The sequence below is a fragment of the Paraburkholderia sp. CNPSo 3272 genome, assembly GCF_024206495.1.
In the GTDB taxonomy this organism is placed as follows: Bacteria; Pseudomonadota; Gammaproteobacteria; order Burkholderiales; family Burkholderiaceae; genus Paraburkholderia.
In genome coordinates this window covers 13599-27695 of sequence record NZ_JAMBPQ010000037.1, presented here as the reverse complement: position 1 = coordinate 27695, position 14097 = coordinate 13599, and the positions used below count along the sequence as shown (strand labels likewise).

The window sequence follows — 14097 nt, the reverse complement described above, 5'->3', positions numbered from 1 at the left end:
GTACCCCTCGAACACCTACCAGGCAGACAGCATGGCAACCAGCATGATTCCCGTCACCATCCTGACCGGCTTTCTCGGCAGCGGAAAAACCACGCTGCTCAAGCGCATCCTGACCGAGAAGCACGGCATGAAGATCGCCGTGATCGAGAACGAGTTCGGCGAAGAGAACATCGACAACGAAATCCTCGTGCAAGACAGCACCGAGCAGATCATCCAGATGAGCAACGGCTGCATCTGCTGCACGATTCGCGGCGACCTCGCGCGCGTGCTCGGCGACCTCGCGCAGCAAAAGCGCGACGGCAAGCTGGACTTCGACCGCGTGGTGATCGAAACCACCGGCCTCGCCAATCCGGGCCCCGTCGCGCAGACGTTCTTCATGGATAACGAGATCGCCGACGAATTCCTGCTCGACGCGATCATCACGCTCGTGGACGCCAAGCACGGCAACCATCAGCTCGACGAGCACGAAGTGGTGCAGCGCCAGGTGGGTTTCGCCGACCGCCTCTTCATCACGAAGGCCGACCTCGTCGACGAGAATGAACTCGCCGATCTGCGCCATCGCGTGCTGCACATGAATCCGAAGGCGCAGATCCGCCAGGTCAATTTCGGCGAGGCCGACATCAAGGAAGTGTTCGACCTGCGCGGCTTCAACCTGAACGCGAAGCTCGAAATCGACCCCGACTTCCTCGCCGAAGACGATCACGCTCATGCGCATCACGATCATGACCATGACCACGCGCATGACCACGATCACGCCGATTGCGACCACGATCACGGCCAGTGCGACCACGAAGGCCACGATCACGCCCACCACCGTCACGCGCACCACGACGACAAGATCAAGTCGTTCGTCTACCGCAGCGACCGCCCGTTCGATCCGAACCGCCTCGAAGACTTCCTCGGCGGCATCCTGCAGATCTACGGCGAGCGCCTGTTGCGCTACAAGGGCGTGCTCTACATGAAGGGCGTGGACCGCAAGGTGGTGTTCCAGGGCGTGCACCAGATGATGGGCAGCGACCTGGCCGCCAAGTGGCTGCCCATCGAGAAGAAGGGCAGCAAGATGGTGTTCATCGGCATCGAGCTGCCGCAGGACCTCATCACCGACGGGCTCGACGCCTGCCTCGCCTGACCGATTTCCCGCTTTTCCCGATACGCCCGGCTCGCTGCCGGGCGTTTTCGTATGGAGTTTGCGCACGGCGACGCGACGGCGAGGCCAAGTTTGCCGCCTGCGCAAAGCATTCCTTCCGGTTCTGTGCGTCAAATAACGTACCCGACCATCGCTTTTTCACGATTGGCGCGTTATATTTTCTGGATATCGACCGGTGCGTAAACGTCCTGGCGACAGGCGGGTCACAGCAGGGATTTCCCGCTTGCGGCGCGAGTTTGCGGTTCGGTTACAATACGGCCCCACTGGAAGAGAGGTGCCCCGGTATTCAGCCGAGGGACGCCCCGCCGGCAGCGCATCGCGTCGCAGCGCGCAGTCGGTACGATATATGCCTCAGAAGCATCTGATGACCGGTTTCCAGAGGAGTTCGGCCCCGCAGCGGCGCTTCGGGCGTCACGACAGTTCATCGTCCGTGCCCGCCAGCGCGCATATAACGGCGCGGTAACTGCGCCTGGCAAGTGGTAAAGGTTGGTAACGGCCACCGCGGCCACTGCGGGCAACACAAAAGTGCAGGCAAGATGTGCCAGTTTTGCCTCACTCATTGAAGAAGCAAGCCAGATGACGACGAAACGACTCTTGACCGAAGCCGAAATCCTGAAGATGAGCGACAAGGATTACATGAACGAGGATCAGCTCGCCTTCTTCAAGAACCGGCTCGAACAGCTGCAGGCGGAAATCCTCCGCAATGCGGGCCAGACCACCGAGAATCTGCGCGAAACCGTGATCGTTCCCGATCCGGCCGACCGCGCGACGATCGAAGAAGAGCATGCGCTCGAGCTGCGTACGCGCGACCGCGAACGCAAGCTGCTCAAGAAGGTGCAGCAATCGCTCGCGCGCATCGATTCCGGCGACTACGGCTGGTGCGAAGAAACGGGCGAGCCGATCGGCATCCCGCGTCTGCTCGCGCGTCCGACCGCCACGCTCTCGCTCGAAGCGCAAGAGCGCCGCGAACTGCGCCAGAAGCTGTTCGGCGATTGAGCTTTATTCTGGCCGCGAAGCCCTGCTTGCGCGGCTAGCGACTTGCCTTCCCTGTCGAAGCGCACGGAGCCCCGTGCGCTTTTTTCTTTTGGCGCGCGCCATTTCACAGCTGGCCGCCGTGCCGTTTTCTCCGCCCGCGGCCCTTGATATGCCCTGCGCCGCCCTAAACTCCAAATGATATGCGCTCGCGGCGCGCGAGAAGCGCGCGCGACGCACCCGGATTCAGGGCGGCGGCGCCCGCAGCGTGCACGGCGCGCGGACACCGCAGCGCCCACCCGAAAGCGGCAGGCACATCACCTTCGCATGCAACCCGGCACCAACGGTAAAAAGGAACGCACATGGAGCAATTTCACGGCACGACGATCGTATCCGTGCGGCGCGGCGACAAGGTCGCGCTCGGCGGCGACGGCCAGGTCACCCTCGGCAACATCGTCATGAAGGGTGGCGCGAAGAAGGTCCGGCGCATTTACGGCGGCAAGGTCATGGTCGGCTTCGCCGGCGGCACCGCCGACGCGTTCTCGCTGCTCGACCGCTTCGAAGCCAAGCTCGAAAAGCATCAGGGCAACCTCACGCGCGCCGCCGTCGAACTCGCCAAGGACTGGCGCACCGACCGCATGCTGCGCCGCCTCGAAGCCATGCTGATCGCCGCCGACGCGACCACCACACTCGTGATCACCGGCAACGGCGACGTGCTCGACCCCGAAGAAGGCATCTGCGCGATCGGTTCGGGCGGCGCGTATGCGCAGGCCGCGGCCCGCGCGCTCGTGCAGAACACCGAACTCTCGCCGCGCGAGATCGTCGAAAAATCGCTCGAGATCGCGGGCGACATGTGTATCTACACGAATCACAACCGCGTGATCGAAACCATCGAATAACTCGCCAATCGACCGTACCGACGAGAAGGAATCAGGATGAGCACCATGACCCCCGCCGAGATCGTCTCGGAACTCGACAAGCACATCATTGGCCAGGCGAACGCGAAGAAGGCCGTGGCCGTCGCGCTGCGCAACCGCTGGCGCCGCCAGCAGGTCGCCGAGCCGCTGCGCCAGGAAATCACGCCGAAGAACATTCTCATGATCGGGCCGACGGGCGTCGGCAAGACCGAAATCGCGCGGCGTCTCGCGAAGCTCGCCGACGCGCCGTTCATCAAGATCGAAGCGACCAAGTTCACCGAAGTGGGCTACGTGGGCCGCGACGTGGACAGCATCGTGCGCGACCTCATCGAAATCTCGGTGAAGCAGACGCGCGAAACGGAAATGCGCAAAGTGCGCAGCAAGGCCACAGATCAGGCCGAAGACCGCATTCTCGATATCCTGCTGCCGACGGCGCGCCCGGTAGGCTTCGGTTCGTCCGATGCGGGGAGCCACGCCGAAAGCGGTCGGGGTGACAACGATAGCACCACGCGCCAGACCTTCCGCAAGCGCCTGCGCGAAGGCCATCTCGACGACAAGGAAATCGAGCTGGACGTCGAGCAGCCGCAAGTGGGCATGGACATCATGGGCCCCCCGGGCATGGAAGACATGACCGAGCAGATCCGTTCGATGTTCGCCAATCTCGGCGGCGGCAAGAAAATGCGCCGCAAGGTGAAGGTAAAGGAAGCGCTCAAGCTGCTGACCGACGAGGAAGCCGGCAAGATGCTCAACGACGAAGAGGTCAAGCAAAAGGCCGTGCAGAACGTCGAGCAGAACGGCATCGTGTTCCTCGACGAAATCGACAAGATCGCCTCGCGCAACAACGAAGGCAGCGGCGGCGAAGTTTCGCGTCAGGGCGTGCAGCGCGATCTGCTGCCGCTCGTGGAAGGCACGACCATCAACACGAAATACGGGATGGTGAAGACCGATCACATCCTGTTCATCGCGAGCGGCGCGTTCCATCTTGCGAAGCCGAGCGATCTGATTCCCGAACTGCAGGGCCGTTTCCCGATTCGCGTGGAACTCGACTCGCTCTCCGTGAAGGACTTCGAAGCGATTCTGGTCGCGACCGACGCGAGCCTCGTGAAGCAGTATCAGGCGCTTCTCGCGACCGAGGACGTGCAGCTCGATTTCGCCGAAGACGGCATTCGCCGCCTCGCGGAAATCGCCTTCTCCGTGAACGAGAAGACCGAGAACATCGGCGCGCGCCGTCTTTACACGGTGATCGAGAAGCTGCTGGAAGATGTCTCGTTCGCCGCCGGCAATCACGCAGGCAAGAGCGTGACGATCGACGCCACCTATGTCGACAAGGCGCTCGGCGAAGTGGCGCAGGACGAAGATCTGTCGCGTTACGTGCTCTAAACGTTACGCATGGCGCATGAAGAAGGGACCCCGCGGGGTCCCTTTTGCTGCGCCTGGGGCTGTGCTTACTGGCGCACCGGGCGCTTCGCGAGCTTGCGCTGCAGCGTGCGCCGGTGCATGTTGAGCGCGCGCGCCGTGGCCGAAATGTTGCCGTTGTGCTCGGCCAGCACGCGCTGGATGTGTTCCCATTCGAGGCGTGCGACCGAGAGCGGCGCCGGGTGCTCGATGGCTTCTTCGGCCTGCATGGCGCTCGCATCGCTTTGGAGTGCAGAAAGAATCATCTCGACGTTGGCGGGCTTGGCCAGATAGTTGTCCGCGCCGTCTTTCACGGCTTGCACCGCGGTAGCAATGCTCGCGTAGCCCGTGAGCACGAGCATGCGTGCGTCGGGCTGCAGTTCGCGCAGCGGCGCGATGAGCGACAGGCCTGAGTCGTTGCCGAGATGCAGGTCCACGGTGATCTGCGAGAACTTCTGCTGGTTGGCGAAACGAATCGCCTCTTCCGCATTGTGTGCCTGCTTCACCTCCAAACCGCGCCGCGTGAGGCCGCGCGTGAGGATGTCGGAGAACACTTCGTCGTCGTCGATGACCAGAAAACTCATATCGCTCATACCTAATTCTCCGTGTTGTTACGCGGCGTCGGGCCGGGCCGGCCCCTCGCCTGATCCAATCTCCGAACCCGCAGGCGCTGCGCCCTCGCGCGCCGCCGCGGAGTTCGCCTGACCCGCCTTGACCTGCTTCGCCGGCAAGCGCAGCACCGCTCGGGTGCCGCGCGCCCGGCGCGTGCGCATGGCGCTGCCGGTTATGGCGCCAACCGAAGTCTCGTCGTCCGCGCCGCTCACTTCGCCCGACGCGCTGCCGGGCGGCGTAACGTCGTTGAGCTCGATCGAGCCGCCAAGCCGCGCCGCCGACGAAAACGCGAGATAGAGCCCGACGCCGTGACCGCCCTGGGTACTGTCCACGGGCGCGGCGCCCAGCGAGGCGCGCAGCGACGACGGAATGCCGGGGCCCGCATCGCAAACCTCGAAATCGACGTAGCCGGCTCGCGCGGCCGCATAGGCGCGCAGCGTCACGAAATCGCGGCTGGCTCGCGCGGCGTTGTCGAGCAGGATGGTGAGGATCTGCCCGACGGCGACGGTGTCGTCGAGGGCGAAGTCGCCCGGTCCATTGTCGAGGAGTTCGAACTTCACGTGCGGATGGCGCAGGCGCCATTGTTCGACGAACGGCCCGAGCCATTCGCTCACGAGCTGGCGCGCGCCCGTAGACGACGCGCGGCTCCTCAGCCGTGCGAGCGCCGAGGTGCAAAGCGAGATCTGCTTGTCGAGCAGTTCAAGGTCGGCGGCATACGGTTCGAGGCCCTTGTCCGTGCGTGCGACGTCGCGCAGCTCCTCGGTGAGCATGGCGATGGTCGAAAGCGGTGTGCCGATCTCGTGCGCTACGGTGGCAGCCTGCACGCCCAGCGCTACGGCGCGCTCGTCGCGCAACAGGCGCTGCTGCGCGTCGCCGAGCGCGGTATCGCGCTGGCGCAGCGCGCGCGACATACGCGCGACGAACCACACGATCAGGCACACGCTCACCATGAAGTTCACCCACATGCCCGCGCGATAGTAGTCGAACAGGTTGGCGGGATTGTCGAGATTGAGCGGCACGTTATCGAAGCCGAGCAGCACGTAGCAGGCGACCGCGAAGGCCGCGAGCCACGCGGTGAGATACCACGGCAGCACGGCGGCCGCGATGGCGAGCGAGGGCAGGTAGAGCGACACGAACGGATTGGTCGTACCGCCGGAGAGAAAGAGCAGCGCGGAAAGCGCACCGAGATCGACCCAGAGCTGGCCGAACAGTTCGAGATTCGACTCGGGGCGATCCTGCGTGACGCGCAGCCAGGTCACGCCGTTGAACGCCACTTCCATGGCGATCACGAACAGCATGGCGGGCAGCGGCAACTGCACGCCGATGAAGAGTTGTACGAACGCGATAGTGCAGAGCTGGCCGATGATGGCGAGACTGCGCAGCCAGAACAGATGGCTGAGATTGACGCGAGCACTGACGGTTATGCGATGCATGCTGTCAGTTTACCGGTTAAGACTTCTCTGATTCATCATCTTGAAAGGGTTTGCTTCAATCTATGTCATTCGCCCACCACTTTTGCTTCGGCGCTTTCTGACAAGCAAGACGGAACAATGCAAGCCTCGTCCCCTGACTTACTCCACACCGTACGCAATCTCTTTCTCGATTTCATCGACGCTGCCACCGCCGGTGGAACCGACGAGGCGACCGATGCGTCCGCACACGAATTGCTGGCCGCGACGCGCGCCCGTTTGCGCGGCCTCGACGACGACGCGCTCATGCTCATCGCCGCTCGCGCAAAGGACAGCGCCCTGGCAGAAGAAGCCGTACGCCTGAGTGGCGCGATCGCCCGGCTCGCACCGGAGCGGCCCGCCGCGTGGTTCGCAGCGGGCCTCGCGCTGCAGTTTGCAAACCGTCACGCCGAAGCGGTAGAACCTTACCGCCACGCGCTGGGAATCGCGCGTACGTTTCCAAATCTGCGCAACAATCTTGCAACAGCTTTGATGCAGATCAATTTTGGAGACCGCGAGATTCTGCCGCTGCTCGAAGAAACGGTCGCCGAAGAGCCCGACAACGTCAACGCCTGGATCAACCTGGCGCGCGTGTTCCCAACCGATGCCGACGCGGCGCGTGCACTCCACGCCAGCCGCCGCGCGCTCGAACTCGCGCCGCAAAGCCCGCTCGCCCTGAACAATTATGCGATGGCCTGCAAGGAAACGCAGCAGTGGGACGAGGTTGAACGCGCCGCGCGCGCCGCCTGCCAGTATGCGCCCAACGACGCTTCGCTACGTTCGAACCTGTCGATGATGCAGCTTCTGCGCGGCAACTATGCCGAAGGCTGGCCCGGACACGAGATGCGCTGGCAGGGCTCGAGCGAGCTGGCCATGGGCCGCCCGGCGTTCCGGAAGCCCGAGTGGCGAGGCGAGCCGCTCGCGGGCCGCACCTTGCTGGTCTGGGGCGAACAGGGCATGGGGGACCTGCTGCAATTCTGCCGCTACGTGCCCATGCTAGCCGAACGTGTGCATCGCGAAGGCGGCCGGCTCGTCTGGAATTCGTTTCCGCAGATGGGCGCGCTGCTCGCGCGAAGCCTCGGCAGCCATTGCGACTTGTACTGCGCGGGCGGCCCCGTCGAAAACCTGCCGCCCTACGATTGCGAAGTTTCGCTGTTGAGCCTGCCGCTCATCTTCGGCACCGAGGAAGCCACGATCCCGGGCCCCACGGGTTATCTCAGGCCCGATCCCGAAGCGGCGGCGCGCTGGCGCGAGCGCCTTGCGGGCGAACGGCGCTTGAAGGTCGGGCTCGCGTGGACGGGCAGCCTCACGCACAAACGTAATCCGTTTCGGTGCGTCGGGCTCGAGCGGTACGCCCGGCATTTCGCAGGCATCGAGGGGGTGGCGTTCTATTCGCTGCAACCCGGCGCACAGCAGGACCTCGCCGCGGCGCGCGCAGCGGGCTTCGAGTTGAACGACTTCAGCGCTCAGTGGAAGACCTTCGACGACACCGCCGCGTTCGTCGACGCGCTCGACCTGGTAATTTCAGTGTGCACGTCGAGCGCACACCTTGCGGGCGCGCTCGGCAAGCGCGCCTGGGTGCTGCTGGACGTGAATCCGCATTGGGTCTGGCTGCTGGATCGGCGCGACAGTCCCTGGTATCCGAATACCCGGCTGTACCGTCAAAAGGCGTTCAGGCAGTGGGACTCCGTGCTCGACGAGGTGAGCGCCGATCTAGCGGCGCTCGCGCACGGCGCGCAACGCAGCACGCCCTTCACGGCATAGCGCTCCTGCCCTTCGGCGCGGCTCCCGCTGCCGGAGCCGCCGCCGCCGCGAGGCATTCGGGGCACAGGCAGCGCCCGCGCGGGTCCAGCTCGCTCGCGGGCAACGCGGGCAGCGACTTGCACCAGCAATCGAAGGGTTCGGTGTTCCTGCAGCAGTCGAAGCTGTTGCCGCAGCGCGGGCAGCGGGCGCTTTTCATGCCGGTGGCGGGCACGGCGGAGGCGGTCATGGCGCGCGCTCCTCTTGAAGCCATGGGTTGGCGACAGAAAGATGATGCCACAGCCCGCGCGTGGGGCCCGCGCCTCGCTTCGCCTCGCGGGTCGCGCCCGCCATTTTCTGCCGATTTCGCCCCGTTTTACGGCGCTGCCGATGCCCTCGCGCCCGTGTTGCGCTGGTGCCTCGCCGAGCGCCCGGTGGGCGTCGTTTTCCCCGCCGTTTTCTCTGCTGCACCGCGCCAGTCCTGTACAATCCGGCCTGTTTCGACCGTTTTGCCGCCGCGTTTTTCGTCCGCGGATCTTCGTCCGCGAGTTTCGTCTGTTTTTCGTCCAGTCTCCGCCGCCATGTCCGAGCCCATCGACCTTTCGCAGATCGCCCCAACCTTGAAAGCCGAAATTCTGGCCGAAGCGCTGCCTTACATTCGCCAGTACCACGGCAAGACCGTCGTCATCAAGTACGGCGGCAACGCGATGACCGAAGAGCGGCTCAAGCAGGGCTTCGCGCGCGACGTCATCCTGCTCAAGCTCGTGGGCATCAATCCGGTCATCGTGCACGGCGGCGGCCCGCAGATCGACACGGCGCTCAAGAAGATCGGCAAGCAAGGCACGTTCATCCAGGGCATGCGCGTGACCGACGAAGAAACCATGGAAGTCGTCGAGTGGGTACTCGGCGGCGAGGTGCAGCAGGACATCGTCACGCTGATCAACCACTTCGGCGGCCATGCGGTCGGCCTGACCGGCAAGGACGGCGGCCTGATCCACGCGCGCAAGCTGATGATGCCGGACCGCGACAACCCCGGTCAGTACATCGACATCGGTCAGGTGGGCGAAGTCGAGGCCATCAACCCGGCGGTCGTAAAGGCGCTCCAGGACGACGCGTTCATTCCGGTGATCTCGCCGATCGGCTTCGGCGAAGACGGCCTCTCGTACAACATCAACGCGGACCTCGTGGCGGGCAAGCTCGCGGTGGTGCTCAATGCCGAAAAGCTCGTGATGATGACGAACATCCCGGGCGTGATGGACAAGGCGGGCAATCTGCTCACCGACCTCTCGGCGCGCGAGATCGACGCGCTCTTCGAAGACGGCACGATCTCGGGCGGCATGCTGCCGAAGATCTCGTCGGCGCTCGACGCGGCCAAGAGCGGCGTGCGCTCGGTGCACATCATCGACGGCCGCATCGAGCACTCCGTGCTGCTGGAAATCCTGACCGAACAGCCGTTCGGCACGATGATCCGCTCGCACTAAGCCCCTTGCTCCCGGCGGCGGCGCCGTGCCGCCGCCGCGTCTCACGTCCGCGATGACCGACTCCAGCCTTCATGCCAGGCGTGCCCGGCGCCGGCCGCGCCGCGCCGCCCGCACAGCGGGCGCCCCCACCTCACGCGGCCCGAGCTACGGCGCCCCCACCTCGCGCGGCCCGAGCTACGGCGCCCCCGTCTGGCTCTTCGATCTCGACAATACGCTGCACAACGCGTCGCGCGCCATCTTCCCGGCCATCAACGCCGGCATGACGCAGTACATCGTCGACGCGCTCGGCGTGAGCCGCGACGAAGCCAATCACCTGCGCACGAGCTACACGCGCCGCTACGGCGCGACGCTGCTCGGTCTCACACGCCATCATCCAATCGACCCGCACGACTTCCTCAAGGTCGTGCACACCTTCGACGACCTGCACGGCATGCTGCACGCCGAGCGCGGCCTCGCCCGCACGCTCGCCGCCCTGCCCGGGCGCAAGATCGTGCTGACCAACGGACCCGAGGCCTACGCGCACGCGGTGCTCGCGGCGCTCGGCATCGAGCGGCTGTTCGAACGCGTGATCGCCATCGAAAGCATGCGCTCGCGCAGCCACTGGCGCGCCAAGCCCGACTGCGCGATGCTGCGCGGCACCCTGCGCCGGGCGGGCGTGGCGCTCGCCGATGCGATCCTGATCGAAGATACGCGCAGCCACCTCAAGCGCTACCGGCGCCTCGGCATCCGCACCATCTGGATCACGGGGCATTTGCCCCCGCACTTGCCGGGTACCGGCAGGCCGCACTATGTCGATCGTCGCATTCGTTCGCTAAAATCCCTGAAACCAGGCCTGCAGTCGGGACGCTCGAAGTAAAACGGGGGAGCGCCAACCCAGAGGCCAACGCCAGGGACGATATCCATGCAGCCGACACAAACGCGTGACGCAGTCGAAGCAGCAGAATCGCCGGGCGCGGCCCGCCGCGCCCCCCGCCCGAAACCGGGCGAACGCCGTATCCACATTCTCCAGACGCTCGCCACCATGCTCGAGGCGCCGCGCGGCGAGAAGATCACCACCGCGGCGCTGGCCGCGCGCCTGGGGGTTTCCGAGGCCGCGCTGTATCGCCATTTCGCGAGCAAGGCCCAGATGTACGAGGGCCTGATCGATTTCATCGAGCAGACGCTCTTCGGGCTCATCAACCAGATCGTCGAAAAAGAGCCGAGCGGCGTCCTGCAGGCGCGTGCGATCGCGCTGATGCTCGTGAACTTTTCCACGCGCAACGCGGGCATGACCCGCGTGCTGACCTGCGAAGCGCTCGTGGGCGAGCACGAGCGCCTCGCCGAGCGCGTGAACCAGATGCTCGATCGCGTCGAGGCGTCGCTGCGCCAGTGTCTGCGCGTCGACCTCGCCCAGGAGGCCGAGCGCAAGGCGATCTCGGGGTCTGACCATGTCAACGCGAAACCCACCGCCAAGGGATACGATCCAACGGTCCGGGCGAATCTGGTCGTGCGCTATGTGATCGGTTGCTGGCATCGCTACGCGCAAAGCGGCTTCACGCGTTCACCGAGCGAGCACGCCGACGAGCAGATCCGCATCATTCTTCAATAGCGCGGCCGCGCGGCGTTTTTCCGTGGCGGCTGCTCGCGTCGCTAACAGGAAGGAGAACCGTCGCATGAACCGTCCCGTTCCTCCCCTCGGCCTGCCGCCCATCCTGATGGGCCTCTCCGCCCACTGGGGCTGGCTCATTGCGCGAGGCATTGCCGCGATCGTCTTCGGCGTGCTCGCCTTCTCGCTGCCCGGCCTCACCGTGCTCACGCTCGCCATCGTCTGGGGCGCCTACGCCCTCGTCGACGGCGCGTTCGCGCTCATCTACGGCGCGCGCGGCGGCGGCACGCGGCGCTGGACCTACATCGTCATCGGTCTGATCGGCGTGATCGCCGGCCTCGTCGCGTTCTTCTGGCCGGGCGAGACCGCCATCGTCCTCGTGATGATCATCGGCGTTTGGGCGTTCTTCACGGGCATCTTCGAGATCGTCTATGCGATCCAGTACCGGCACGCCATCGCGCATCCGTGGGCGGTCGGGATTTCGGGACTGCTCTCGGCCACGGTTGGCTTTTTCTTCGCGATGTTCCCCGGCGCGGGCGCGCTCTCGCTGATCTGGGTCATCGCCGCCTATGCAGTGCTCTACGGCATCCTGATGATCATCGCGGCCCTGCAGCTGCGGCGCTGGCGCAACGCGCATCCGTCCGAGCCCGGGAAGTGATAAGGCTTCGCGGCCTCGCGCGGTGCGCGGGCACGTGAAGCGGCGGCGCCAAGGCGCGGGACGGCAGCGCGCCGCCCGGCCGCCTTTCCCGTGCGCACGCGTCGCTTTGCACTTTTTCCGATATACTCTGCGTTCCTTTTGCAATACCCACGCGCCGATTTGCTGACTCGATTGCGGGCGCGTGAACTCCCAGGCCCAGGCCCCGGAGTTCGATATAAATGCGGCTAAAGAGGTCGTCAGCTGCGCCAATCCTTTCGCACTCCGCGCCCGCCGACACCGTTTAGCCGCCCGAAAAACCAAGGCGGAACGAATGGAATCGATCGGCATCGTCGCTCCTCAAACACTGCATTTCGACGAGCCTCTGCAACTGCAGAACGGCACGGCGCTTGCCGGGTACGACCTCGTGGTCGAAACCTACGGCACCCTCAACGCCGCGCGCAGCAACGCGGTGCTCGTCTGTCACGCGCTCAATGCGTCGCACCACGTGGCGGGCGTCTACGCGGACGATCCCAGGAACGTGGGCTGGTGGGACAACATGGTCGGCCCGGGCAAGCCGCTCGACACCAGCCGCTTCTTCGTGATCGGCGTGAACAATCTCGGCTCGTGCTTCGGCTCGACCGGTCCGATGAGCATCGACCCGGCCACCGGCCAGCCCTATGGCGCGAAGTTTCCGGTCGTGACCGTCGAGGACTGGGTGGACGCCCAGGCGCGCGTGGCCGATCGCTTCGGCATCGAGAAGTTCGCCGCGGTGATGGGCGGCAGCCTTGGCGGCATGCAGGCGCTTGCATGGAGCCTGCGCTATCCGGATCGCCTCGGCCACTGCATCGTGGTCGCCTCCACGCCCAAACTCTCGGCGCAGAACATCGCGTTCAACGAGGTCGCGCGCTCGGCCATCCTCTCGGACCCCGACTTCCACGGCGGCGACTACTACGCCCACAACGTGAAACCGCGCCGCGGCCTGCGCGTGGCGCGCATGATCGGCCACATCACCTATCTGTCCGATGACGACATGGCCGAGAAATTCGGCCGGGCGCTGCGCCGTGCGGAAGGCGCCGAGAACGCCTACAACTTCAACTTCGACGTGGAATTCGAAGTGGAGTCGTACCTGCGCTATCAGGGCGACAAGTTCGCCGACTACTTCGACGCCAACACCTACCTGCTGATCACGCGCGCGCTCGATTACTTCGACCCAGCCAAGGTCTATGACGGCGACCTCACTCGCGCACTCGCGCACACGAAGGCGAAATACCTCGTGGCGAGCTTCGCGACCGACTGGCGTTTCGCGCCCGCACGCTCGCGCGAACTCGTGAAGGCGCTGCTCGATCACAAGCGCCAGGTGACCTACGCGGAAATCGACGCGCCGCATGGCCACGACGCCTTCCTGCTCGACGACGCGCGCTATCACAATGTGGTGCGCGCTTACTACGAACGTATTGCTGCTGAGGTGGGCGCATGAACCAGAGCGCTTTCGACAGTCTTTCCGCCCGTCCCGACTTTCGCACCATTGCGCGCTGGATCGAACCGCGCGCGAAGGTGCTCGACCTCGGCTGCGGCGACGGCTCGCTGCTCTCGCTGCTCACCGAGGAGCTCGAGTGCACGGGCTACGGCATCGAGATCAACGACGCGGGCGTGCTCGCTTCGGTGAAGAACGGCATCAACGTGATCCAGCAGAATCTCGAAGACGGCCTGCGCCTTTTCGAGGACGCGAGCTTCGACTTCGCGATCCTCTCGCAAACGCTGCAGACCATTCACCAGACGGCGGCCATCCTGCGCGAGACGGCGCGCGTGGGCAAGGAGTGCATCGTCTCGTTCCCGAACTTCGGCTACTGGCCGCATCGGCTTTCGGTGCTGCGCGGCCGCATGCCGGTTTCGAAGTCGCTGCCCTACCAGTGGCACAACACGCCGAACGTGCGCGTTCTCACGGTCAAGGACTTCGAGGCGCTCGCGCCCGAAGTGGGCGTTGAAATTCTCGACCGCGCCGTGCTCCACGGAGGTCAGACCGTTCGTTGGGGTGTGAACTGGCGTGGTAGTCTTGCGGTCTATCGCGTGAGAAAAAAATGACGCCGTGCGCGGCGTCGCGTGTTTTTCTGCACGACCGGTTCACGAGGAACCGCACCAAACACCGCCGCCGCTAACGACGAC

14 protein-coding genes are annotated in these 14097 nt (G+C 65.0%); 11 read left to right on the top strand and 3 right to left on the bottom strand.

The window, feature by feature from the left end:
- Positions 1-43 precede the first annotated feature (43 nt).
- The 4 genes from M3I53_RS30250 (at position 44) to hslU (ending at position 4416) form a co-directional block, all read left to right on the top strand.
- Positions 44-1129: a GTP-binding protein gene (locus M3I53_RS30250; RefSeq protein WP_254319509.1), complete on the top strand. Its 1086-nt coding sequence runs from the start codon at positions 44-46 to the stop codon at positions 1127-1129.
- Between the two features lie 594 nt (positions 1130-1723).
- Entirely contained in the window at positions 1724-2143 is a 420-nt protein-coding gene (gene dksA, locus M3I53_RS30245) for an RNA polymerase-binding protein DksA (RefSeq protein WP_028203189.1), read from the top strand.
- Positions 2144-2481: 338 nt separating this feature from the next.
- Positions 2482-3018, top strand: a complete 537-nt coding sequence (gene hslV / locus M3I53_RS30240) for an ATP-dependent protease subunit HslV (RefSeq protein ID WP_254319474.1) — start codon at positions 2482-2484, stop codon at positions 3016-3018.
- Between the two features lie 36 nt (positions 3019-3054).
- Positions 3055-4416 (top strand): ATP-dependent protease ATPase subunit HslU, encoded by a 1362-nt coding sequence (gene hslU, locus M3I53_RS30235; RefSeq protein WP_254319473.1) that lies wholly within the window; start codon positions 3055-3057, stop codon positions 4414-4416.
- Between the two features lie 65 nt (positions 4417-4481).
- Here the strand turns inward: hslU and M3I53_RS30230 are convergent, their stop codons facing one another.
- Both M3I53_RS30230 and M3I53_RS30225 read right to left on the bottom strand, forming a co-directional pair.
- Entirely contained in the window at positions 4482-5024 is a 543-nt protein-coding gene (locus M3I53_RS30230; RefSeq protein WP_254319472.1) for a response regulator transcription factor, read from the bottom strand.
- 18 nt (positions 5025-5042) lie between these two features.
- The gene (locus M3I53_RS30225; protein ID WP_254319471.1) at positions 5043-6476 is read right to left on the bottom strand and encodes an ATP-binding protein; all 1434 of its coding nucleotides are present in this window, start codon (positions 6474-6476) and stop codon (positions 5043-5045) included.
- A 117-nt stretch (positions 6477-6593) separates the two neighbouring features.
- Here M3I53_RS30225 and M3I53_RS30220 point away from each other — a divergent pair, with 117 nt between their 5' ends.
- Entirely contained in the window at positions 6594-8255 is a 1662-nt protein-coding gene (locus tag M3I53_RS30220; RefSeq protein WP_254319470.1) for a hypothetical protein, read from the top strand.
- Here M3I53_RS30220 and M3I53_RS30215 read toward each other — a convergent pair.
- Positions 8245-8481: a cysteine-rich CWC family protein gene (locus M3I53_RS30215; RefSeq protein ID WP_254319469.1), complete on the bottom strand. Its 237-nt coding sequence runs from the start codon at positions 8479-8481 to the stop codon at positions 8245-8247. The two genes, M3I53_RS30220 and M3I53_RS30215, sit on opposite strands and share 11 nt — an antisense overlap.
- 331 nt (positions 8482-8812) lie before the next feature.
- On the opposite strand from M3I53_RS30215, the gene argB reads away from it, so the two are divergent.
- The 6 genes from argB to metW all read left to right on the top strand — a co-directional run bounded on the left by argB (position 8813) and on the right by metW (position 14016).
- Entirely contained in the window at positions 8813-9712 is a 900-nt protein-coding gene (gene argB / locus M3I53_RS30210; protein ID WP_028203194.1) for an acetylglutamate kinase, read from the top strand.
- A gap of 52 nt (positions 9713-9764) precedes the next feature.
- Positions 9765-10568 carry a pyrimidine 5'-nucleotidase gene (locus M3I53_RS30205; protein ID WP_254319468.1) on the top strand — a complete coding sequence of 268 codons (804 nt, stop codon included), beginning with the start codon at positions 9765-9767 and terminating at the stop codon, positions 10566-10568.
- 45 nt (positions 10569-10613) lie between these two features.
- Entirely contained in the window at positions 10614-11300 is a 687-nt protein-coding gene (slmA, locus tag M3I53_RS30200; RefSeq protein ID WP_254319467.1) for a nucleoid occlusion factor SlmA, read from the top strand.
- Positions 11301-11364: 64 nt separating this feature from the next.
- The gene (locus M3I53_RS30195) at positions 11365-11955 is read left to right on the top strand and encodes an HdeD family acid-resistance protein (RefSeq protein WP_254319466.1); all 591 of its coding nucleotides are present in this window, start codon (positions 11365-11367) and stop codon (positions 11953-11955) included.
- Between the two features lie 310 nt (positions 11956-12265).
- Positions 12266-13411: a homoserine O-acetyltransferase gene (locus M3I53_RS30190; RefSeq protein ID WP_254319465.1), complete on the top strand. Its 1146-nt coding sequence runs from the start codon at positions 12266-12268 to the stop codon at positions 13409-13411.
- Complete coding sequence (gene metW, locus M3I53_RS30185) at positions 13408-14016, top strand: methionine biosynthesis protein MetW (RefSeq protein ID WP_133188307.1); 609 nt, start codon at positions 13408-13410, stop codon at positions 14014-14016. The genes M3I53_RS30190 and metW overlap by 4 nt, the downstream gene beginning before the upstream one ends.
- Positions 14017-14097 lie beyond the last annotated feature (81 nt).

Excerpts from the sequence above, each read along its gene's own strand:
- M3I53_RS30250 (WP_254319509.1), top strand. The coding sequence starts at position 44 with ATGATTCCCGTCACCATCCTGACCGGCTTTCTCGGCAGCGGAAAAACC.
- dksA (WP_028203189.1), top strand. The coding sequence starts at position 1,724 with ATGACGACGAAACGACTCTTGACCGAAGCCGAAATCCTGAAGATGAGC.
- hslV (WP_254319474.1), top strand. The coding sequence starts at position 2,482 with ATGGAGCAATTTCACGGCACGACGATCGTATCCGTGCGGCGCGGCGAC.
- hslU (WP_254319473.1), top strand. The coding sequence starts at position 3,055 with ATGAGCACCATGACCCCCGCCGAGATCGTCTCGGAACTCGACAAGCAC.
- M3I53_RS30230 (WP_254319472.1), bottom strand. The coding sequence starts at position 5,024 with ATGAGCGATATGAGTTTTCTGGTCATCGACGACGACGAAGTGTTCTCC.
- M3I53_RS30225 (WP_254319471.1), bottom strand. The coding sequence starts at position 6,476 with ATGCATCGCATAACCGTCAGTGCTCGCGTCAATCTCAGCCATCTGTTC.
- M3I53_RS30220 (WP_254319470.1), top strand. The coding sequence starts at position 6,594 with ATGCAAGCCTCGTCCCCTGACTTACTCCACACCGTACGCAATCTCTTT.
- M3I53_RS30215 (WP_254319469.1), bottom strand. The coding sequence starts at position 8,481 with ATGACCGCCTCCGCCGTGCCCGCCACCGGCATGAAAAGCGCCCGCTGC.
- argB (WP_028203194.1), top strand. The coding sequence starts at position 8,813 with ATGTCCGAGCCCATCGACCTTTCGCAGATCGCCCCAACCTTGAAAGCC.
- M3I53_RS30205 (WP_254319468.1), top strand. The coding sequence starts at position 9,765 with ATGACCGACTCCAGCCTTCATGCCAGGCGTGCCCGGCGCCGGCCGCGC.
- slmA (WP_254319467.1), top strand. The coding sequence starts at position 10,614 with ATGCAGCCGACACAAACGCGTGACGCAGTCGAAGCAGCAGAATCGCCG.
- M3I53_RS30195 (WP_254319466.1), top strand. The coding sequence starts at position 11,365 with ATGAACCGTCCCGTTCCTCCCCTCGGCCTGCCGCCCATCCTGATGGGC.
- M3I53_RS30190 (WP_254319465.1), top strand. The coding sequence starts at position 12,266 with ATGGAATCGATCGGCATCGTCGCTCCTCAAACACTGCATTTCGACGAG.
- metW (WP_133188307.1), top strand. The coding sequence starts at position 13,408 with ATGAACCAGAGCGCTTTCGACAGTCTTTCCGCCCGTCCCGACTTTCGC.